This window comes from Arenibacter sp. 6A1, from assembly GCF_012272855.1.
Lineage (GTDB): Bacteria > Bacteroidota > Bacteroidia > Flavobacteriales > Flavobacteriaceae > Arenibacter.
Genome location: NZ_JAAXCQ010000007.1, coordinates 51379 through 73829, shown reverse-complemented (window position 1 = coordinate 73829; position 22451 = coordinate 51379). Strand labels below are relative to the sequence as shown.

General features: G+C 40.1%; 19 protein-coding genes. 12 read left to right on the top strand and 7 right to left on the bottom strand.

What is annotated here, in order from left to right; all coding sequences use genetic code 11:
- Positions 1-826: 826 nt before the first annotated feature.
- From HCG49_RS07940 to HCG49_RS07930, 3 genes are all read right to left on the bottom strand, one after another.
- On the bottom strand, positions 827-1306 hold the full coding sequence (locus HCG49_RS07940; protein WP_168469136.1) for a c-type cytochrome: 480 nt from the start codon (positions 1304-1306) through the stop codon (positions 827-829).
- Positions 1307-1346: 40 nt separating this feature from the next.
- Entirely contained in the window at positions 1347-2309 is a 963-nt protein-coding gene (locus HCG49_RS07935) for a YheT family hydrolase (RefSeq protein WP_168469005.1), read from the bottom strand.
- Positions 2310-2381: 72 nt separating this feature from the next.
- Complete coding sequence (locus HCG49_RS07930; RefSeq protein WP_168469004.1) at positions 2382-3356, bottom strand: NAD(P)H-dependent flavin oxidoreductase; 975 nt, start codon at positions 3354-3356, stop codon at positions 2382-2384.
- A 131-nt stretch (positions 3357-3487) separates the two neighbouring features.
- Between HCG49_RS07930 and HCG49_RS07925 the strand changes: the two genes are divergently transcribed.
- Positions 3488-3964 (top strand): acyl-CoA thioesterase, encoded by a 477-nt coding sequence (locus HCG49_RS07925; protein ID WP_168469003.1) that lies wholly within the window; start codon positions 3488-3490, stop codon positions 3962-3964.
- Here HCG49_RS07925 and HCG49_RS07920 read toward each other — a convergent pair.
- Both HCG49_RS07920 and HCG49_RS07915 read right to left on the bottom strand, forming a co-directional pair.
- Positions 3948-4841, bottom strand: coding sequence for a DMT family transporter (locus tag HCG49_RS07920; protein WP_168469002.1), 894 nt, complete (start codon positions 4839-4841; stop codon positions 3948-3950). The genes HCG49_RS07925 and HCG49_RS07920 overlap by 17 nt on opposite strands.
- Entirely contained in the window at positions 4838-5191 is a 354-nt protein-coding gene (locus HCG49_RS07915; protein WP_168469001.1) for an arsenate reductase family protein, read from the bottom strand. The genes HCG49_RS07920 and HCG49_RS07915 overlap by 4 nt, the downstream gene beginning before the upstream one ends.
- Before the next feature lie 171 nt (positions 5192-5362).
- Between HCG49_RS07915 and HCG49_RS07910 the strand changes: the two genes are divergently transcribed.
- Complete coding sequence (locus tag HCG49_RS07910) at positions 5363-5833, top strand: DinB family protein (RefSeq protein WP_168469000.1); 471 nt, start codon at positions 5363-5365, stop codon at positions 5831-5833.
- Here the strand turns inward: HCG49_RS07910 and HCG49_RS07905 are convergent.
- Positions 5830-6573, bottom strand: a complete 744-nt coding sequence (locus HCG49_RS07905; RefSeq protein ID WP_168468999.1) for a DUF3298 and DUF4163 domain-containing protein — start codon at positions 6571-6573, stop codon at positions 5830-5832. The genes HCG49_RS07910 and HCG49_RS07905 overlap by 4 nt on opposite strands.
- Before the next feature lie 87 nt (positions 6574-6660).
- Between HCG49_RS07905 and HCG49_RS07900 the strand changes: the two genes are divergently transcribed.
- From HCG49_RS07900 to HCG49_RS07860, 9 genes are all read left to right on the top strand, one after another.
- The gene (locus HCG49_RS07900; RefSeq protein ID WP_168468998.1) at positions 6661-7815 is read left to right on the top strand and encodes a cystathionine gamma-synthase; all 1155 of its coding nucleotides are present in this window, start codon (positions 6661-6663) and stop codon (positions 7813-7815) included.
- Positions 7816-7921: 106 nt separating this feature from the next.
- Positions 7922-9265: an NADP-specific glutamate dehydrogenase gene (gene gdhA, locus HCG49_RS07895; protein ID WP_168468997.1), complete on the top strand. Its 1344-nt coding sequence runs from the start codon at positions 7922-7924 to the stop codon at positions 9263-9265.
- Between the two features lie 104 nt (positions 9266-9369).
- Entirely contained in the window at positions 9370-10089 is a 720-nt protein-coding gene (gene recO / locus HCG49_RS07890) for a DNA repair protein RecO (RefSeq protein ID WP_168468996.1), read from the top strand.
- Positions 10073-12499: a TonB-dependent receptor plug domain-containing protein gene (locus HCG49_RS07885; RefSeq protein WP_240938658.1), complete on the top strand. Its 2427-nt coding sequence runs from the start codon at positions 10073-10075 to the stop codon at positions 12497-12499. Before recO ends, HCG49_RS07885 begins: the two co-directional genes overlap by 17 nt.
- Positions 12500-13210: 711 nt before the next feature.
- Positions 13211-14161 (top strand): DUF4382 domain-containing protein, encoded by a 951-nt coding sequence (locus HCG49_RS07880; RefSeq protein ID WP_168468994.1) that lies wholly within the window; start codon positions 13211-13213, stop codon positions 14159-14161.
- Positions 14162-14398: 237 nt separating this feature from the next.
- On the top strand, positions 14399-17800 hold the full coding sequence (gene ileS / locus HCG49_RS07875; RefSeq protein WP_168468993.1) for an isoleucine--tRNA ligase: 3402 nt from the start codon (positions 14399-14401) through the stop codon (positions 17798-17800).
- A 4-nt stretch (positions 17801-17804) separates the two neighbouring features.
- Positions 17805-18188 carry a TraR/DksA family transcriptional regulator gene (locus tag HCG49_RS07870; protein WP_168468992.1) on the top strand — a complete coding sequence of 128 codons (384 nt, stop codon included), beginning with the start codon at positions 17805-17807 and terminating at the stop codon, positions 18186-18188.
- Positions 18189-18229: 41 nt separating this feature from the next.
- The gene (locus HCG49_RS07865; protein ID WP_168468991.1) at positions 18230-18850 is read left to right on the top strand and encodes a hypothetical protein; all 621 of its coding nucleotides are present in this window, start codon (positions 18230-18232) and stop codon (positions 18848-18850) included.
- Positions 18851-18889: 39 nt separating this feature from the next.
- On the top strand, positions 18890-19540 hold the full coding sequence (locus HCG49_RS07860; RefSeq protein ID WP_168468990.1) for a lipoprotein signal peptidase: 651 nt from the start codon (positions 18890-18892) through the stop codon (positions 19538-19540).
- Here HCG49_RS07860 and HCG49_RS07855 read toward each other — a convergent pair.
- Positions 19512-20072: a 5-formyltetrahydrofolate cyclo-ligase gene (locus tag HCG49_RS07855; protein ID WP_168468989.1), complete on the bottom strand. Its 561-nt coding sequence runs from the start codon at positions 20070-20072 to the stop codon at positions 19512-19514. The genes HCG49_RS07860 and HCG49_RS07855 overlap by 29 nt on opposite strands.
- A 575-nt stretch (positions 20073-20647) precedes the next feature.
- Here HCG49_RS07855 and uvrC point away from each other — a divergent pair.
- The gene (gene uvrC / locus HCG49_RS07850; RefSeq protein ID WP_168468988.1) at positions 20648-22435 is read left to right on the top strand and encodes an excinuclease ABC subunit UvrC; all 1788 of its coding nucleotides are present in this window, start codon (positions 20648-20650) and stop codon (positions 22433-22435) included.
- Positions 22436-22451: the final 16 nt, after the last annotated feature.

The following is a 22451-nucleotide window of genomic DNA, read 5'->3' as shown; positions in this document are numbered from 1 at the left end:
AGAAAAGAAAACAGAGAAAAGAGGACCGAGCGGAAAATGCAACGATTTGCATTTGCAGTAAGGGGCCAGCTGGCGCGTTGGCCATGGAAGTAGAGATTTTCAATTAGCAATTGACAATGCTTAAAAACGGTCAATGCTATTCAGGCATGGACAGGAATACAAGGAACCATTAACAATAAAAAAAATAATCAGTAAACGGTAACCAGTTGTCAGTACTGTACGCCCCTATTTTAGATTGACCAATTAAAAGTAAACGCACTTCAAAAAGTTACTATCCGATATAAATAGAATTCTTCAAAATTATTGCTGTCTCCCTATTCTTTTCTGTACGGGCACGAGCGTGACGCTCGCGCTAGCACGCCGAAAACAGCATCTACAATCTACTGGAAACTAAAAACTAACCTCTTAGAAGTCAGGTATGACTGGTTTTGGGTTGTAGTCAAGAATACCCCTTTAAGTCGGGATTCTTTAAACAATGATTAATAAAAGCTGTTCTTTAACACTGAAATCAATATCTAAAACCGGACAACGTTTATCAGGGAAGTACAACTCTTTTTTTATTGTTAATTGCTTATTGTTCACTGAGAAGCGTTAGGGATAGCGGCGGCATCCCCGTAGCGGAGCAAGGGATATAGCCAATAGCCCGCCCGACGCAGGAGGGAACGCCCAAATATTTATGATAGGGGCTATAAGAAAAATTCAAGGCACCGACATGGCCCTATAGCCCTTGAATATTGATTTTATTCCGTGACTTTGTAGTAAAAAAAATGGGTTTGTTACCAACGCGCCGTTGCAACAAACCCATGTACTTGTAAAAATGTTATTTTTATAGAGATCTTAGATACTCGGCCAATGATCTGGCATCGTCTTCAGATAAGTTTTGGTTAAGCATAATAGCGTTGTTGTACTCCTTTAATAGGGCCTTTGCAATAGGATCTTCCTTAAGCATGCCATCAGGATTTAACATCATGTTCATTACCCATTCTGGGCTTCTTCTCTCAAAAACACCTTTAAGAGCAGGACCAATTAAACGTTGGTCTACCATATGACAGGCTACACATGCACTGTTAAATAATTTTTTCCCTTTTGCAGCCAAATCAGCATCGATAGCCTCTGGAAAAGAGATAGATTTGATAGGGCCAACACCCTTGTTGCTCATATCTACAGGAACACCTTCGCTTACCGTAGTAGTCTTCACTTCCTTCTTGGTACGGTTCATTTCAAAGCCGCCCTTCTTTTCCTCTTTTTTCTCTCCACAGCTGGTAATTAAACCAACTAATGCTAAAGCAATAAATATTTTTCTCATCATTTTAAGTATTTCGCCACTAATATAGCAAATAGATTAATTATGGAAGTTCTTCTATGAATTTTAACGCTCTTTTTTCGGTATAAGTGACGTTGTTCTGATCATAAAATCCAACATGCCCTCCATAAAGGGGAACTTCTAGATGTAAAAAATTGTTGCGGTCTACTTCTTGGTAGGGGTAACATTGATTCCCTAAAAAGGAATCGTTTTTGGCATTGATCAATAAGGAAGGAATTTCTATGGCCTTTAAAAACTGTCGAGAACTGCTTTGTTGGTAGTAATCCATAGCATCCTTAAAGCCATGGGCCTTGCTGGTGTAAATGTCATCGAAATCCTTAAGGGTCACAATATTGGCAATATCCTGATCCGAAATCTTATCGGGGAATTGGGATTGTTTTATTTTAAGTTTTTCTACCAAGTGTTTTTTAAAACGCATGGCATAGAGGGCATTCTTAGGTTTTAAGAGTTCTACGAGCGAGGAGTGCAAGTTGCAAGGGACAGAAACGGCAATAGCCGCCTTTATTTCCTTGGGAATGGCATTCTCTTCCCCTAAGTATTTTAAGACTACATTTCCGCCTAGGCTAAAGCCTTTTAAATAGATATGGTCATAATTTTTTTTGTGCAAGAGATATTCTACCACTGCGGCCAGATCTCGGGTCTCTCCAGAATGATAAGACCGGAACAGCTTATTGGTTTCTCCGCTGCACCCTCTGAAATTTATGGCACAGACATCCACGCCATTTTTGTTGAACTGTAGGGCGCTACCACTAATGTATGGCCGCTGGGCATTGCCTTCCAAACCGTGCAAAAGTATGGCTACTCTATTGGTGGGATGGGGGGCAAAACTCCAATCTAAATCCAAAAAATCCCCATCCTCTAGTTTTAACCGCTCCCGTTCTTGAACAAGACCGTTGACCCTTCTGACCATTCCCGAGTAAATCGTAGAAAAATGGCCGTTCTTAAACAAGAAGGGTGGGTTGTAATGTGTGGGATGAATGGGCATCTTTATGGTTGTTTTGTAATTATAGATCTGGCAAAAAGAAACGCTTCTTTTTAAAAGTCCAGTAATCTGGGTTTATTTTGGATAGGTTTCCAATAATTTATGCTGTGCTTCTATGGCTTCCCTAAATTCAGTTTTTAAATTTTTCACCAAATCTGCCACGGTTTCGACAGAATCTATGGTCGTGACCCCTTGCCCGGCAGACCAGATTGTTTTCCATGCCTTAGCTTCGGTATCCAGTTCCTTGCCAAAATCTATCTTAGTATCTTTTTTTAGGTCTTCTTCGGTTATTCCGGCAGCTTTTAAGCTTGCGCCTAAAAAGTTGGCATGTACCCCAGATACGGCAGCGGTATATACCACATCACTGGCCCCTGCGTCCACAATCATTTTTCGGTATTCGTCTGGAGCATTGCTTTCTTTGGTATTGATAAAACGAGTCCCCATATAGGCTAAATCTGCCCCCATCTGCAAGGCCGTGGCAATGTCTCGCCCAGTGCTGATACAGCCCGAGAGCAATATGGTTTTGTCGTAAAACTTTTTTATCTCGGCCACCAATGATATGGGGTTAATAGTCCCCGCATGGCCGCCCGCACCGGCAGCAACCAATATTAATCCGTCTACCCCGGCTTCAGCAGCCTTTTCGGCATGTCTTTTCTTTATGATATCATGAAATACCAGTCCGCCATAACTGTGAACGGCATCAACGAGTTGGGAAACCGCCCCTAAAGAAGTGATGATTAAGGGCACCTTATGTTTTATACAGACCTTTAAATCGGCTTCCAACCTGGGATTGGTAGGGTGAACGATTAAATTTACGCCAAAAGGCGCTGCCTTTTTGCCCGTTTCGGTCTCAAAACTTTTTAAAGCTTCCTTAATTTCTATGACCCATGCCTCAAAGCCTTCCGTAGTACGTTGGTTTAAGGCAGGAAAAGTACCAACGATACCGTTTTTACAGCATTCTATAACCAAATTTGGGCCAGAGATAAGAAACATGGGTGCCGCAATGGCCGGTAAGGATAGGTCTTTAATAAAAGATGCTTTTGTGCTCATATTGGTGATTGGATTTATATGATTAATAAATAAAGGCCGCTTAAGTTCGTGTGTAAAAATGTCCTCCTTTCACAAAACTATAGTATTTTTGAAAATATTATGCGTGCATAACAAATGTAATAAATAAAAAGATGTATTTAAAAGATTTTGAAATCCGATGGAGTGATGTCGATGCCAACCGTCATATGGCAAATTCTGCGTATTTAAACTTTATGAGTCACACCCGAATGGCGTTTTTACTAGAGCTGGGCTTCGATCAGAAGAGCATGGCAATACATAACCTAGGTCCGGTGGTGTTTCATGAGCATATGTATTACTATAGAGAAGCCTTTTTGGGCAAGCCGGTAAAGGTGTCCCTAGAGCTTATGGGCTTAAGTGAAGATGGTATGTTTTTTGAATTTCATCATGATTTTTATGACGACAAGGGGGTGAACTTTGCCCATTGTGAAGTCATGGGGGCCTGGATAGATTTAAAAACAAGGAGTTTGACCCCTTTGGAAAATAATTTTTTGGAGGCCTTTAATAAGGTGCCCAGGGCAGCAGGATTTAAGGTGCTGACCAGGGAAGATACCCGTAAATTTGGACGACGTCCTAAGGAGTTGGTTTAGGAGTCTTGCTCACTAAATACACCCCGACAACGACCAAAATAATGGCTATTATTTTTATCAAACTTAGTTGGTCCTTACCCGTACCTATGGCAAACAATATACCTACAAGTGGCTGTATATAGATAAAAACTCCCACTGTAGAAGCCTTTAGTTGGGTAAGGGCAAACACATTAAACAAGTAGGTCAAAAAGGTGGTGCCAATAACTACAAAAAGGATGGCGCCAATGATGTCTAAAGGCAATTGCTGCCATTCTATTTCCGCAAATTCCGAATAACTTATCGGAAGGGTAAGGAGAAAACCAACGGTAAACAACCATTTCATAATGGTCAAAGGATGATATTTTCCCAATAAGCTCTTTACCAATAGAAGGTAAAAGCCAAAGCTTGTGGCGTTTACTAGAAACAGGAAATTCCCCAAAGGAATATTAGGGGCGTCTTGTTTTACCTTTACCCCGAACAATATAAGGGCCAAAGCCCCAATAAGGCCCAAAAGCACTCCAAACCCCTTTTGTAAGGTTATTTTTTCCTTGATAAGTATGGCCGATAAAACCACTACAATAATGGGGGTAATCGTGGCAAGAACAGCACTATTGATGGGGGTAGACAAGGAAAGTCCCTTAAAAAAGGACAGCATATTAACGGCCATTCCGAAAATGGCGCAAAGGAATAATCGGCCCCAATCTTTTTTGGATATTTTTTCTTTTGGTCCCCAAAAAGATATTGCCCAAAAGAGTACGGTGGCTCCCAAAAGGCGTAATAATATAAACCCATAGGGTTGTACATGCGTAGGCATCACTCCCTTGGCAATGGTATGGTTTAAACCATAAATAATGCTGGCAGCAAAAGCTGCCAATAGTGCTAGTGTTCTTTTACTCACGAATGGATTTTTTCCTGTGCCTTTGCAACGGTCGATTTGCTATTGCCAATAAAGATGGCATCCTCCATTAGAATAACTGGGCGTTTTAAAAAGGTATAATGTTCTAGGATCAATGCTTTGTAATCGGTTTCGGTAAGTGTTTGTTCTTTCAGCTTCCGCTCTTGGTAGAGTCGCGCCCTTTTACTGAACAAACTCTCATAACTACCCGATAATGCCACCATGGCTTCTAGCTGTTCGGGCGTTATAGCTTCGGTCTTTATATCCTGAAGTTCAAAACCATCTAAAGGCTGCAGTTCTTTGAGGATTCTTTTACAGGTATCACAGCTACTCAAGTGAAATATTCTTTTCATTTAAATTGATGTTTAATTTTTTACTTTTCACATTTTTCCATGCCAAACGGAGGTATTTTGCTAAAAGCAATATGGATAATGCTAATTTTAGGGTACAAAGAAACCTATTTTCATCGAATTGCACTATTTTTAATGCCTAGACTAAAGTTATAATCACAGAAAAAGCTAGCATTGGAAAAGGTATTTGATATTACGCTGAAGAATAGAAAACTATTATATAAGTTTTTAAAGGAAACCCCTAAGGAAAATCTATTGGAAATCCCGAACGGATTTCGCAATAATATCTGGTGGAATATTGCCCATGTGGTAGTAACCCAACAGTTGTTGGTATATAAATTAGGAGGTCAGCAAATGAGGGTAGATGAGGCCTTGGTCGATAAGTTTAAAAAAGGCACCGCTCCCGATGGTACGGCTACCGATGAGGAGATAGATCTTATAGGGAATTTATTGATCTCTACCGTAGAGTGGGTAAAAAAGGACTATGAAGATGGCATTTTTACGACCTATAACACCTATACCACTAGTGTAGACGTAACCTTGGAAAAGGTAGAAGACGCTTTGGCCTTCAATGCTTTTCACGAGGGAATTCACCTTGGTGCCGTTCTTGCCCTATCAAAGGTTGTTGGAGGTAAGGCTAACTAAGATTTTATTTTTAAGGACAAATAGGGTTGTATCTCTTGAAAAGGAAGGTTTAATAAAATAGGGCCATCAGCATAGGAAGCTACTTCGTACTGTTCGTAATACAGTTGTAGGCCTTCTTTTGTAAAACCAATATTTTCTGGAAGATAAAATAAATTGTTTTCGAACATAAAACCGGTGGTGTTTATAGACTTGTCCGAGGGAATTTTTTCTTGTTCTCTAAATTTAATTTCGGCGTACAAACGAAATTGATCCAAGTCATCAATAAAATCCAGCGTATTAACTTCTATGTTATTTTTCTTGTCAAAATTAAAAAACTGCGTAGAAGTATATCCATGGGCCCCTCCGGTAAAGGAATAGGAGTTAAGCTTGATAGTGATGATAGTATCGTCTTCGTAAGTGACGGTACCATCAATAATGGCTTCCCAACCAACAGGTTCCTCGGCATACAGTTTTTTCATATCCGAGTAGCCATTGTTAAAAGAGCGAATAGCCTCTTCTATAGTGGTAGGTTCAAATTCATCATCATAGGATAACATGGAAATAACCTCCTCTCGCAGGGTATTGTTGATGATAGAGGCCAGGGCATGGTTTTCTAGTGCTTTGGGAATTTGAACGGTAACTTTAGGGCAGTTGTCACAACTGGCCTCCTTAAATTCTAAAGGCTCAAAAACAAGTTTGTCTTGGTTGGTACAGCTCAAGAAAAACAATGGAAGTAACAAAAACGCTAATTTAGTGTTCATAAAATAAAGATTTATAGAAAAGTACAAAGCTACAATATCATTGCAATCTCTAAAAGATAAAGGTAGATTTGTATAATTAAAGTGAATATGGGTAAAGAACAATTGAAATTTAACAGTAAAACCATCCATGGAGGGCAATTTCCGGACAAGGCCTATGGCGCGGTAATGCCTCCTATTTACCAAACTTCTACCTATGCCCAAAGTACCCCTGGCGGGCACAAGGGATATGAGTATTCTAGGAGTGCTAATCCGACCAGATCGGCCTTGGAGAATTCCTTGGCAAGTATAGAAAACGGTACGTATGGTTTGGCTTTTGGAAGCGGATTGGCTGCCATAGATGCTGTTATTAAACTATTGTCCCCTGGTGATGAGGTAATATCTACCAATGACCTGTACGGGGGGAGTTACCGTATTTTTAAAAGGATTTTCGAAAATTACGGCATTGTATTTCATTTTGTAGGAATGCAGGATGCCTCGGCAATAGCGCAGTATATCAATAAGAATACCAAGCTAATTTGGGTAGAAACCCCTACCAATCCTATGATGAACATCATAGATATCAAGGCTGTTGCGGCCTTGGCGAAAAAACATCAAGTATTATTGGCGGTAGACAATACCTTTGCGACGCCTTATTTACAGTTGCCTTTAGATTTAGGGGCCGATATAGTAATGCATTCCGCGACGAAATACTTAGGTGGCCATAGCGACGTGGTGGTGGGAGCCCTAGTCGTAAAAGACAAGGAATTGGCCGATAAATTATATTTTATACAGAATGCCAGTGGTGCCGTTTGTGGTCCCATGGATAGCTTTTTGGTCCTACGGGGCATCAAAACCCTGCATGTGAGAATGCAGCGGCATTGTGAAAATGGAAGGGCTGTAGCCGAATTTTTGGCGAAGCACCCCAAAATAGAAAAGGTGTATTGGCCCGGATTTGAGGACCACCCAAATCACCAAATCGCAAAAAGTCAGATGAAAGACTTTGGGGGCATGATTTCCTTTGTTCCCAAAAATGGCAGCTATAAAGAAGCAATAGCCATCGTAGAAAGACTTCAATTATTTACCCTGGCCGAATCCCTGGGGGGCGTGGAAAGCTTGGCGGGGCATCCTGCTAGCATGACCCATGCAAGTATACCTGCAGAAGAGAGAGAAAAAAGTGGCGTAGTAGATGCCTTAATTCGATTAAGTGTAGGAATCGAGGATCGGGAAGATTTAATTGCTGATTTAAATCAAGCAATTCAGTGATTTTCTTAGTGAATTTGCATGGAATATGCGTATACATTAAAGAAAATATATAATTTTGTCAACAAACTCAATATTTATTAATAATCAACAGATAGTTAATTTTTTTATGGAAGAAAGAATAAATGCATTTATGGAAGAGGTGATGGCTCGTAATAGTCATGAACCAGAATTCATACAAGCTGTACATGAAGTAGCGGAAACGGTTATACCTTACATTGCCGAGAATGATATTTATAAAGGCAAAAGCATATTAGAAAGAATGGTCGAGCCAGAAAGGTTAATCTCTTTCAGAGTTGCTTGGGTTGATGATAAGGGAGCTGTTCATGTAAATAGAGGATATAGAGTCCAAATGAATTCTGCCATCGGACCATATAAAGGTGGATTGCGTTTTCATCCTACCGTAAATGCCAGTGTTTTAAAATTTCTTGCTTTCGAACAAGTATTTAAAAACAGTCTAACGACCCTGCCTATGGGTGGTGGTAAAGGAGGATCGGATTTTGACCCTAAAGGAAAATCAGACGACGAGGTAATGCGTTTTTGCCATGCCTTTATGGCCGAGCTTTCTAGACATATTGGTCCTAATACAGATGTGCCTGCAGGGGATATCGGAGTAGGTTCTAGAGAAATCGGTTTCTTGTTCGGAATGTATAAAAAGATCCGTAACGAGTTTACCGGGGTGTTAACAGGAAAGGGACTTTCTTGGGGTGGTTCTAAAATTAGACCAGAAGCAACAGGTTACGGTACGGTATACTTTGCACAAAGCATGTTAGAAACCAGAAATGAGACCGTTGCAGGAAAAACGGTAGTGATCTCAGGTTCTGGAAATGTGGCGCAATATGCCGCAGAAAAAGTTGTCCAAATGGGCGGTAAGGTAGTTACCTTATCTGATTCTAGCGGATATATCTACGATAAAGACGGACTTGATGATGAGAAAATTGCCTTTGTCATAGATTTAAAAAATAACAGACGTGGTAGAATTTCTGAATATACCGAGAAATATCCTTCGGCAGAATTCTTTGAAGGAAAAACACCATGGGAGGTAAAGTGCGATATAGCACTTCCTTGTGCTACCCAGAATGAGTTGGATGGCAAAAATGCGGAGACTTTATTGAAAAATGGCTGTATTTGTGTGGCAGAAGGGGCTAATATGCCTTCGACACCAGAAGCTATCCATGCATTTCACCAGGCTAAAATTTTATTTGCACCAGGGAAAGCTTCCAATGCCGGTGGGGTAGCCACTTCAGGATTGGAAATGTCTCAGAACTCTTTGCGTATCAGCTGGACTCGTGAGGAAGTAGATGAAAGACTTCAGAAAATTATGAGTGATATTCACGATTCTTGTATCGAATACGGAAAAGAAGAAGATGGATATTGCAATTATGTAAAAGGAGCCAATATTGCCGGTTTCGTAAAAGTAGCCGACGCTATGCTGGCGCAAGGCGTTATTTAATTTCTTTTAAATCCATGTATCCACGGATGCATTCTCATAAGACCTGTTAGGGACCTCCCTAACAGGTCTCTTTGTAGTATCTTTGTGCTATAAATCGGATACCGATGCTTGTAAATACAAAGGCCATTGTTTTATCTGCCATAAAATATGGGGATACCAGTTTAATCACTAAAATTTTCACCCAGACCGACGGGGTGAAGTCTTATCTGTTAAAAGGGGTGCTGTCTTCTAAAAGAGGAAAGTTGAAATCGGCCTATTTTCAGCCATTGGTACAATTGGAAATACAGGCCTTTCACAAAAACAAAGGCACTTTAGAAAGTATCAGGGAAGCCAAGGTTGCTTATCATTATCAAAGTATACACGCCAATGTTGCCAAAAATGCCTTGGCTTTTTTTTTGGCCGAAATGTTGAGCAATAGTATTGGCGAGGAAGAACCCAATGAGGTGCTGTTTAGTTTTATAGAACACGCCTTGCAATGGCTCGATACCCATGAGGAAATGGCCAATTTTCATTTGTATTTCTTGCTGACTCTTACCAAATATCTAGGCTTTTATCCGGATACCCAAAATAGGGATTTTCCTTATTTTGATTTGTTGGAAGGCGAATTTTTAAAATCCCCCTCCCTAAATCCTAACCTTTCGGGCGAAAATATATTTTATTTTAACAGTCTATTGGGCACAGATTTTGATGGTTTAGCTGCTGTAAAAATGAAGAAATCTACACGGCAAGAATTGCTAAAAAACCTTGTCCTGTATTACGAGTTACACTTACAAGGATTTAGAAAGCCTAAATCGCTTGCTGTTTTAAATGAAGTTTTTGGTTAGTATGCAAAAGATTATTTTTATTGTTTTATTTCTAATATTTCAAGGACTTTCTGCCCAAAAAATCATTGTTCTGGATGCCGAAGATGGGCAGCCCATTCCCAATGTAGTGCTTTATAATGTAGATAAATCGATCACTGTTCTCTCGGGACTTACGGGAGAATGCGATCTTTCTGTTTTTGGGGATCATGAGCGAATAACCTTTAGGCATCTTAGCTACCAAACCGCCAAAGCAAATAAAAATCATGTCGTAAACCGAGGCAAAATATACTTGTTCCCCAGTATGGAACAGTTAGAAGAAGTGGTAATGTCTATTTCTAAATGGGAACAGCAACGAAAGGACATTCCACAAAAGATGGCTGTTATAGGCGCTAAAGCCATACAGTTTACGGCCCCCCAAACCTCGGCAGACCTATTGCAGCAAAGCGGGAAAGTCTTTGTACAAAAAAGTCAACTCGGAGGCGGAAGCCCTATGATCCGCGGTTTTGCGACCAATAGATTATTGATCTCTGTAGATGGTGTGCGGATGAACAATGCCATCTTTAGAGGAGGTAACCTGCAAAATGTTATTTCTATAGATCCCTTCACCGTAAAAAACACCGAGATAATCTTTGGTCCCGGTTCGGTCATCTATGGTTCCGACGCCATTGGTGGGGTGATGAATTTTTATACCCATAGACCAGAGTTCTCCAGTACCGATAGCCTTTCCTTTTCGGGAAGTAGCTATTATAGGTATGCTTCTGCGAATAATGAGGGGACCTATCATTTAGATGTAAATGTGGGGAAAAAGAAATGGGCCTTTTTGACCAGTGTGAGCTATAGCGATTTTGGCGACCTAAAAATGGGGTCGCACGGTCCCGATTCCTATCTGAGAAAACAGTACGTCATCAGGGAAAATGGCGAAGATAAATTGGTCCAAAATCCCAATGCTAAAAAACAGCGCAGCTCGGGTTACGACCAAATTAACCTGATGCAAAAAATAGCCTTTAAACCCAATAACAATTGGAACTTAAACCTGAATACATTTTACTCGGAAACTTCGGATTATGCGAGGTACGATAGATTGATAAGGCCTTCTAAGGACAATACAGGCTTGCGTTCTGCAGAGTGGTATTATGGTCCTCAAAAGTGGTTTATGGGAAACCTTCAGTTGGTTCAAAACGGAAAGGGAAGCTTCTATGACGGCTTAAAAATTACGACGGCCTATCAAAATTTTCAGGAAAGCAGAAACGATAGAGGGTTTCAAAAGGACATCCGCTTTTCTACCAAAGAAAATGTAGACGCCTATTCGGTCAATATCGATTTCGAAAATAAAAGAATGGGCAGCCTTAGGTTGTACTACGGAACGGAATACGTTTTTAATAGGGTGGGGTCTACAGGAAGTGAGGAAGATATCACCACCGGGGCTACCATGGCTTCGGCCACTAGGTATCCGGACGGCGCCTCATGGCAAACCCTGGCCGGGTATATTAGTGGAGAGCTAAAAACCAAGCCTAATTTTACCTTTTTATCGGGCCTACGCTATAGCCACGTATGGGTCGATGCTACTTTTGATAAGACTTTCTACCCTTTTCCTTTCGATAATGCTACCCTTAGTACCGGGGCTTTAACGGGGAGTTTAGGCTTTAGTTGGTTTCCAAAGACCGATCTGCAGATAACCTCCAATGCGTCTACCGGATTTAGGGCGCCCAATGTAGATGATGTGGGGAAAATATTCGATTCCGAACCCGGAAAGGTAGTGGTGCCCAACCCGGATTTGGAGCCGGAATATGCCTATAATTTTGAAGTGGGGGCGCAGAAAAATTTTAATGATCGCGTAATGCTTAGGGGAACGACTTTTTACACCTATTTGGTCGATGCCTTGGTGCGCCGTGATTATCACTTTAATGGGCAGGACCACATAGAATACAATGGGGAAATGAGTAAGGTACAGGCTATACAAAATGCCGCTAAATCGTATGTATATGGTTTCGAAATAGGCTTAGATGCCTTTCTGACCGAAAAACTGTCCTTGGTTTCCAACCTTACGATTACTAAGGGAATAGAGGAGGAGACAGATGGTTCGGATTCCCCGGGACGCCATGTGGCACCTACTTTTGGCGATTTCCATGTAATATGGAAGAATCAAAAGTTAAAAACAGACCTCTTCCTTAATTTTAACGATAAAATTGCCCACGAAGATATGGCGATGTCCGAAAGGGACAAGAGCTATATTTATGCCGCGGATGCCGACGGAAATTCCTATACGCCTTCTTGGTATACCTTAAATTTTCGCTCGCAATACACGTTTTCAAAGGCATTGACGGCTACTTTTAACCTAGAGAATATTACCGATCAAAGGTATCGCTCCTATTCTTCGGGGATTGTGGCGCCCGGCATTAATGTTGTCTTGGCCCTGGGGTATAAGTTTTAAAAAACGAATGCCGCGCACAGGTATAGTGTCGTAGAAAGCCGTTTTTATCCGTATTTTTTGGGCGTTCCCTCCTTTGTCGGGCGGGCTATTGGCTATATCCCTTGCTCCGCCGCGGGGATGCCGCCGCTATCCCTAACGCTTCTCAGTGAACAATAAACAATTAGCAATTAACAATAAAAAAAGAGTTGTACTTCCCTGATAAACGTTGTCCGGTTTTAGATATTAATTTCATTATTAAAGATAACGAGTTTTTCTTTTCTCTTTTCTCTGTTTTCTTTTCTCTATTTCTTATAGTTAATTGTTTACTGCTTATTGTAAATTGATTTGGCCTCTTACTGCAAATGCAAGTCGTTGCATTTGCAGAGCGGTCCTCTCTTTTCTTTCATCCAATTGAAAATTGTTCACTGTATTCCGCGTTAGGGATTGCAGCGGCATCCTTTTTTAGCGGCAGCGCCGGCTAAAAAAGATACAGCGGAAAGCCCGCCCCGCTAGGGGAACGCCCAAAAAACGGGCATCGGCTAAATAAACATCGGTTTATAAAAAGGCGCCTACTGTTTTATTTAAGAAATTATGTAAAAAATTCATCGATATAGTGATCTGTAAATCAGACAAGTAGCAGGTGTCGTGAAAATTTTAACATTTTCAAGGTAGGGAGAAGTGGGACTTGATTGTTTCATATACAAACAAACAAATTAAATTATTATGAAGATTATGAAAAATTTATTTAAGATTTCAGGATTGGCAGTTATAGCTTTAATGGCAATGGTGTCATGTAGTAAAAATGACGACACGGCCATGGAAGGGGAATCGTATAATACTACTTTTGAAGTAACCGACGCCCCCATAGATAATGCCAATGTAGAAGCTGTTTTTGTAACCATAACCAATGTTACAGTAGACGGAAAGTCACTAGAAGGATTCAACGCTACCACGGTAAACCTAGCTGCTTTGGTAGATGGAAAGACCGCAGTTTTAGGAAACTTGGACTTACAGGCAAAAACGTATTCGAATATTGTATTTGAATTGGATTTTGACAAAGACGTAAACGGGGATGCGCCTGGTTGCTATGTAGAAAAGGCAAACGGAGAAAAAGATGCCTTGGTTGCTGCTTCCAACAAAATTAATATCACCGATTCTTTCGAGGTACTGGCCCAAGCTAAGAATGTGATTGTAATTGATTTTGACCTTAGAAAAACAATTAAAGAAGAGAAAAGCGCCCTTTCTAGCGACTTTGATTTTGTGACTATGAGCGAGCTTTCTGCCGGAATTAGAACTGTAAATAAAGAAACTACTGGAAAAATTTCCGGTTCTGCCAGCGATTCTAAAAACACTTCGGACAAAATTATCGTGTATGCCTACAAAAAAGGTACGTTCAATGCCGATGCAGAAACAAAAGGTAAAGGTAAAAGTGGTGTAACATTTGCCAACGCGGTAACTAGTGCTGAGGTAAAAGGAATAAGCGGATCTTACAGCTTGGATTTCTTGGAAGAAGGTGAGTACGAACTGATCTTTGCTTCTTACAAAGAAGATGAAGCTAATGGGTTTTCTTTTAACTCCTTACTAGAAGTTGAGTCGGCTACAGGATTAAAACTAGGACTTATCGATGTAAACTCTGCCCTTAAATTAACTGTTAATGTAAAGGTTACGGGAACCGTACAATAATACATAATGTTTCCCCATTGATTGGAAAAAGCTGCCTGAAAGGGCGGCTTTTTTTTTGCGTTTTTATAGCCCTGGAAGCCATTAAAAACTAAATGGAAGGAGATGGCTCTTGTAAAATTATTAGTAGAAAAGCTAGCGTTTGAACAAAAGATTTTTTTACCAGGGGTAAGATGCGTATAAATTTGTTCAAATTTAGTAATTTTGCAAACTTAAAATAGACCACTACAACTAGTTAATATGAAGTTTGAAGAATATAAAGGATTAGATTTACCGAAAGTTGCGGAAAGCATTTTGGAGTATTGGAAGGAGAATCACATATTTGAAAAAAGTGTAACTAGTAGGGAGGGAAAGGAGAGTTATGTTTTTTATGAAGGACCTCCATCGGCAAACGGATTGCCGGGAATCCACCATGTAATGGCCCGTACTATCAAGGATATTTTTCCGCGTTACAAAACCATGAAAGGTTTTCAGGTGAAACGTAAGGCCGGATGGGATACCCATGGACTACCGATAGAATTAGGAGTTGAAAAGGAATTGGGGATTACCAAGGAAGATATTGGGACAAAAATTTCTGTAGAAGATTATAACGCGGCCTGTAAAAAAGCGGTGATGCGCTATACGGACGTTTGGAACTCCATGACAGAAAAGGTGGGGTATTGGGTAGATATGGAAGATCCGTATATCACCTACAAATCCAAGTACATGGAATCTGTATGGTGGTTGCTAAAGCAGATTTACGACAAAGGACTTATCTATAAAGGGTATACCATACAACCGTATTCCCCAAAAGCGGGAACTGGACTTAGTTCTCACGAGCTGAACCAGCCAGGGACCTATCAAGACGTTACCGATACTACTGTGGTAGCTCAGTTTAAGGTTAAAAAAGAAACCTTGGGCGATAATTTTAAAGGCATAGAAGGCGATATTTTCTTCTTGGCCTGGACAACCACGCCATGGACATTGCCATCGAATACTGCCTTGACCGTAGGTCCTAAGATTGATTACGTAGTGGTAAAAACCTTCAATCAATATACTTTTGAACCTATGCATGTGGTGCTTGCCAATACTTTGGTAGGCAAGCAGTTTAGTGGAAAATTCTTTGCTGCTGAAAGTGAAGACGATTTTGCAAACTACAGCTCAAAAGACAAGAAAATCCCGTACCAAATTGTTGGAGAGGCCAAGGGAGCCGACCTAGTAGGGGTTACATACGAACAGTTATTAGACTATGCCCTACCATATCAGCATCCGGAAAATGCCTTTAGGATCATTGCAGGCGATTTTGTAACCACAGAAGACGGAACAGGAATTGTGCATACCGCACCTACCTTTGGGGCAGATGATGCCTTGGTAGCAAAACAGGCAACACCAGAGGTGCCGCCGATGTTGGTATTGGACGATCATAATAACCCCGTGCCATTGGTAGATTTACAGGGTAAATTCCGCCCCGAATTAAAGGAGCTGGCAGGGAAATACGTAAAGAACGAATATTACAACGATGGCGAAGCTCCAGAGAAATCTGTGGATGTAGAGATCGCCATTAAATTAAAAGAAGATAATAGAGCCTTTAAGGTAGAAAAGTATGTGCATAGCTACCCGAACTGCTGGCGTACAGATAAGCCTATATTGTATTATCCTTTAGATTCTTGGTTTATAAAAATCACCGATGTCAAGGACAATATGTTCCAACTGAACCAAACCATCAATTGGAAGCCTAAGGCTACTGGAGAAGGTAGGTTTGGGAATTGGTTGGCGAATGCCAATGATTGGAACCTGTCGCGTTCTCGTTATTGGGGGATTCCATTGCCGATTTGGCGTACCGAAGATGGTAGTGAACAACTGATCATTGGTTCGGTGGCCGAATTGAAACAAGAGATGGAAAAGGCCGTGGCGGCCGGAATGCTTGCAGAAGATATCTTTAAGGATTTCGTCGTGGGCGATATGTCCGAAGAGAATTACGATAAAATAGATTTACATAAAAATATAGTAGATCAGATTACCTTGGTATCCCCTTCGGGAAAACCAATGTCTCGCGAAAGCGATCTGATCGATGTTTGGTTCGATAGTGGTTCTATGCCTTATGCGCAATGGCACTACCCATTCGAAAATAAAGAACTGATCGATGAAGGAAAGACCTTCCCGGCCGACTTTATTGCCGAAGGAGTAGACCAGACAAGAGGGTGGTTCTATACCCTGCACGCTATTGCTACGATGGTATTTGACTCCGTGGCCTATAAAAACGTAGTGTCTAACGGATTGGTATTGGATAAAGATGGTAAAAAAATGTCCAAACGTTTGGGCAACGCCGTAGATCCTTTCGAAACCATGGAAGAATACGGTCCGGATGCGACACGTTGGTACATGATTTCAAATGCCAACCCTTGGGATAATTTAAAGTTTGATGTAGAAGGTATTGCAGAGGTGAAGCGGAAGTTCTTTGGAACTCTGTACAATACCTATTCTTTCTTTGCCATGTATGCCAATTTAGATAAGTTTGATTATTCGGAAGCTGATATTCCTTTATCGGAACGCCCAGAAATAGATCAGTGGATCTTATCCGAACTGCATTCCTTGATAAAAACGGTAGATGAGGCCTATGAAGAATACGAACCTACTAGGGCTACTAGGGCAATTTCTAACTACGTTCAGGAAAACCTGAGCAACTGGTACGTGCGTTTAAGCAGAAGACGTTTCTGGAAAGGTGATTATCAATTCGATAAAATATCGGCCTATCAGACCTTGTATACCTGTTTGACTACGGTTGCTAAATTAGCGGCACCGGTAGCGCCATTTTTTATGGACAGATTATACAAAGATTTAACAAATACGACACATAGAGACTCTTTTGAAAGCGTACATTTATCAGACTTTCCAAAGTACGATATGACCATGGTCAATAAGGACTTAGAAAGTAAGATGGCAAAGGCTCAGACCATATCGTCCTTGGTCCTGTCTATTCGCCAAAAAGAGAAGATTAAGGTGCGTCAGCCGCTACAGAAGATTATGATTCCAGTGCTGGATAATAAGCAGAGAGTGGAAATAGAAGCGGTGGCCAATCTTATTAAAACGGAAGTGAATGTTAAGGAAATAGAGCTCTTAGATGATGCTTCTGGGGTCTTAGTGAAACAAATAAAACCTAACTTTAAGACCCTTGGTCCTAAGTTTGGGAAGGATATGAAACTCATTGCTGCGGCTGTTTCTCGACTAAATCAGGAGGAAATCCAAAAAATTGAGCAGAATGGCGAAATAATCTTACAACTTGAAGATAAAAGTATTATTTTACAGCTCCAAGATGTAGAGATATCATCTCAGGATATTGAGGGTTGGTTAGTAGCAAGTTCAGGAGCCTTGACAGTGGCTTTGGATATTTCTATTACAGAGGACCTAAGAAATGAAGGTATTGCCAGGGAGCTGGTCAATAGAATTCAGAATCTGAGAAAAGAATCAGGTTTTGAAGTGACGGATAAAATAGATATTAAATTATTGAAGGATGGTTTTGTCGAAGAGGCTGTAGTAAGTAATATGTCATATATAAAAACGGAAACCTTAGCGGCTGAACTTAATTTTGAAGAAACTTTGGAGAAAGGAATAGAGGTTTCTTTCGACGAAATTAATACAAAGTTGTTCATAGTAAAACATTAACATTATGGCAGAAGATTTAAAAGTACGGTATGCCGATAAGGATTTGAATGAATTCAGAGTTCTAATCGAAGAAAAAATTGTAAAAGCGAAAAGTCACTTGGAACTGCTTAAAAGTTCTTATATGAACGATGGTAATAACGGTACGGATGATACTTCTCCTACCTTTAAAGCCTTCGAAGAAGGTTCCGAGACCATGAGTAAGGAAGCTAATACCCAGTTGGCAATTCGTCAGGAAAAGTTTATTAGAGATTTAAAAAATGCTTTGTTGCGTATAGAAAACAAAACCTATGGCATTTGTTGTATCACTGGTAAGCTTATTAGTAAAGAACGCCTAAAATTGGTGCCTCATGCGACATTGAGCATAGAAGCGAAAAACTTACAAGCTTAAAAATTTTAAAAAAAACGCCTCACAAGGCGTTTTTTTATGGAATGAAAAAACTGCTTACCTTTCTTATTGCGATGAGCCTGCCAGTAGTGTATGCTCAGAAATTGGTTCATAAAACTGTTCTGAACCCCCATATCACCAATATTCAGATCGATACCAAAGACTGCTTTAGGGTAGATTTGGCTACCACTAGCGGATCCGAAATGTCCGTGGAGGGGGTCATGGAAGGTGAGTATATGAACAATGTTTTGGTGCAAGTGAAAGAAGAAGGGAACGCGCTGTTGGTCAGCGCAGGCTTTCAGCCTAGTTTTTTAGATCCTAACGATAAATTAAGTGCGCATAAGGTTGTTTCCATTGCACTTAAAATTAAGGTACCTAAACACCTCCAAGTCTTGGTCTACGGCACCAATGCCAATATCAATGTGCAAGGCCAGTATTCGGACTTAAAGGTTGTTTTAAACGACGGTAACTGCACCCTGCTCGACGTTGGGGAGAATACAACCGTAACGACACAAAGCGGTGCTATTGTGCTAGGGGTGAAAAAAGGCCATATTATTGCAAACAGTAAATATGGGGTAAAGCAATCCGAAATTATTCCAAAAGGAGATGCATATTTTACCCTTAATTCCATTACAGGGAATATCAACATTCGGAAAATCGAATAATATGTCTATTTTTACCGAATCCATATTTTATTAAAAAGAATGAATTTAAAAAAATCCCTTCTATTAATTGCGCTGATTTTAATCGTAGATCAGGTAAGTAAAATCTATATAAAGACCCATTTTGTTCTTGGCGAATACGTAGATGTTTTTAATTGGTTTAAAATCCTTTTTATAGAAAATGAAGGGGCAGCATGGGGGACTAAGCTAAGCGATATATTTCCGATAGCCGATACCACTGGCAAGCTCGTATTAACCATCTTTAGGTTGTTTGCAATCGTAGGGATAGGCTACTGGCTGTGGGATACCATCAAGAAAAAATCGTCCACGACCTTAATTTTTGCAGTATCATTAATCTTTGCCGGAGCATTGGGGAATATTATAGATTCGGTTTTTTACGGAATGATCTTTAACGATAGTTATGCCCAAGTGGCCACCTTGTTTTCATCAGAGCCTTATGGCAGTCTCTTTCACGGGAAGGTAGTAGATATGCTTTACTTTCCGATGGTAGACACTACTTGGCCAGATTGGATACCTGTGGTTGGAGGCAATACCTTTCGTTTTTTCGAACCTGTATTTAATATTGCCGATACGGCTATTAGTACTGGGGTAGGGATTCTTATTGTATTTAATAAGAAAGCCTTTGGGGACAGTGTAGAAGAAGTTAAAACGAATAAATCCGTTGTGGAGTAACACAAAAATCTAAGGGAACATCCTCTGGATTGATATCCGTTATTTTTTCTTCGGCTTCAAAAAGAGACAGTCCAATCTTTACGACATCTGGTCGGCATTGCTGCAGTAGAATGTCGTAATATCCCTTGCCATAGCCTACGCGGTTTCCTTCTAGGTCAAAAGCCAATAAGGGTAAAAACACCACGTCAATTTTAAGGGTAGGTACCTCAATACCGTCTTGGGGTTCAGGAACGTTCCAATGGTTCTTCTTAATGACCGTATTGTCGGTTAGTAAATAATTCAGTAAAGATCGGTTGTCGCTCATCTTGGGAAGAACAATGTTTTTGTCCTTTCCCTGTAATATGGACATGACAAATTCCGTGTCTACCTCTTTCTTTTCGGTAATAGACAGGAACAAATGGTAATAGTCAAAATTCCAAATCGGTAATGTAAGAAGTTGGTTGGCTAAAGCTATACTAGCCTCTGATACTTGTTCGTGGCTGAGGCGCTCACGGCGTTGGGCATAGGTGGCACGCAATTCTTTTTTTAACATAACTATTGAGCAAACGGGCTGTATAGCGAATATACTAAGAACCGCTAAAGAATGCTACTTTTTAGTTGCTATAGTGTAGTAAATCTTGAAGAAGACCATCAATAGTAAATAGGCTCCCAAAGTAATTAAATATTTGTCCATCTTATATTTCTAATAATCAGCCAAATATAAAAAAACCATCGAATTATTCCGTAAAAGGCATGGTTTTATCGATAAAATACACATTCATTTAACAAGATTTAAGAATATAATAGTCTATTTAACAGCTTGTTAGTTTATTTATTTGCAGGTTTTGAAGGTTGATACAGCCTGCCTTGCATAGGTAGGGCGGTCGAAAAAAAATCGGGAAACACAAAAACTTCTTAAATTTATCCCTTCCGGATGTTGATTTTATAAATGCGTAAAAATGTTGGAATTATAATAATATTAAGAGGGTGCAAACTTCAATAATAGCTTTTATATCCTTATTTTGTGATCACGAAGATCTCCCTAGAATAGGGGCGGGCATTTTGTAGATTGAAAAAAAAATGCAGTATTTTAAGTAAGGAGATTTAGAAAAGATTTATACCAAGTACATGACTCAAATACCCATAGAAGTACAATTAAGCTCGTTGCCAAACAATCCTGGGGTGTATCAGTTCTATGATGCCGAGGATAAAATTTTATATGTAGGAAAGGCAAAGAATTTAAAAAAGAGGGTATCTTCTTATTTCAACAAGAACCATGACTCTGGTAAAACTCGGGTGTTGGTAAAGAAAATACGGAGTATTCAGCATATCGTGGTGCCTACGGAGTCCGATGCCTTATTGCTAGAGAACAACCTTATAAAAAAGTATCGTCCTAGGTATAATGTGTTGTTAAAGGACGATAAAACATATCCTTGGATCTGTATAAAAAAGGAAAGGTTTCCACGGGTTTTTGCTACAAGACGGCTCGTAAAGGACGGCTCGGAATATTTTGGGCCCTATACCAGTATGAAAACCCTATATACTTTATTAGATCTTATTAAAAGTGTTTATCCACTGCGGACCTGTAAGTACGACCTGTCTAGGGAAAAAATAGACCAGGGCAAATACAAGGTGTGTTTGGAGTATCATTTGGGAAATTGCAAAGGGCCTTGTGAAGCCTTTCAGTCAGAAGAGGAATACAACCGACAAATACAAGAAATTCGTGAAATTGTAAAAGGCGACTTTAAGGCATCCTTGCATTATTTTAGAGGGCAGATGACTTCCTTGGCCCAAGAAATGAAATTTGAAGAAGCCCAAAAAATAAAAGAGAAAATAGAGGTTTTAGAAAACTATCAGGTAAAAACGACCATAGTAAATCCTAAAATCAATAATGTAGATGTGTTTAGCATCATTTCAGATGAGGAATATGCTTATGTAAATTTCTTGCAACTATCCCATGGATCTATTATCCGTTCCCATACCATGGAAATTAAAAAGAAACTCGAGGAAACGGAAGAAGAATTATTACAACTGGCTATTATAGAAATAAGGCAAAGGTTTCAATCCCTTTCCAAAGAGTTGTACCTGCCTTTTCCAGTAAGCTTACCACCAGAACTAAAAGTGACGGTGCCAAAATTAGGGGATAAGAAAAAAATATTGGAACTTTCTGAACGAAACGCCAAGTATTTTAGGCAAGACCGGTTTAAGCAGATTAAAATAATAGATCCGGACCGGCATACCAATAGAATCATGGCGCAATTGAAAAGCGATCTTCGGTTGTCTCAGGAGCCAAGGCATATAGAGTGTTTTGATAACTCTAACATACAAGGAGCCTTCCCTGTGGCCGCCTGTGTCGTTTTTAAGGACGGGAAGCCTTCTAAAAAGGAGTACCGTCATTTTAATATTAAATCGGTGGTGGGGCCAGATGATTTTGCTTCCATGGAAGAAGTAGTATACAGGCGCTATGATCGCTTGATGACAGAGGGGAAAGACCTGCCACAACTAATTGTGATCGATGGGGGGAAGGGGCAGCTTTCCTCGGCCGTAAAAAGTCTGGACGACTTAGGGCTTAGAGGAAAAATAGCCATTATCGGGATTGCGAAACGATTGGAAGAAATTTATTTTCCCGAAGATTCCATTCCGCTATACTTGGATAAAAAGTCCGAATCGCTGAAAATAATACAGCAGCTTAGAAATGAGGCCCATAGGTTTGGAATAACCTTTCACCGGAATAAGAGAAGTAAGGCCGCCATAAATTCGGAATTGGAAAGTATCGATGGGATAGGGGAAAAAACCGTAGAAGATTTATTAAAATATTTTAAGTCCGTTAAACGGATCAAGGAAGCCTCTTTAGAGAATTTAATAAGCATTGTAGGCAGGTCAAAAGCAAAGAAAATTTATGAATCGTTTCATTAAAGCCTTATCTTAACTA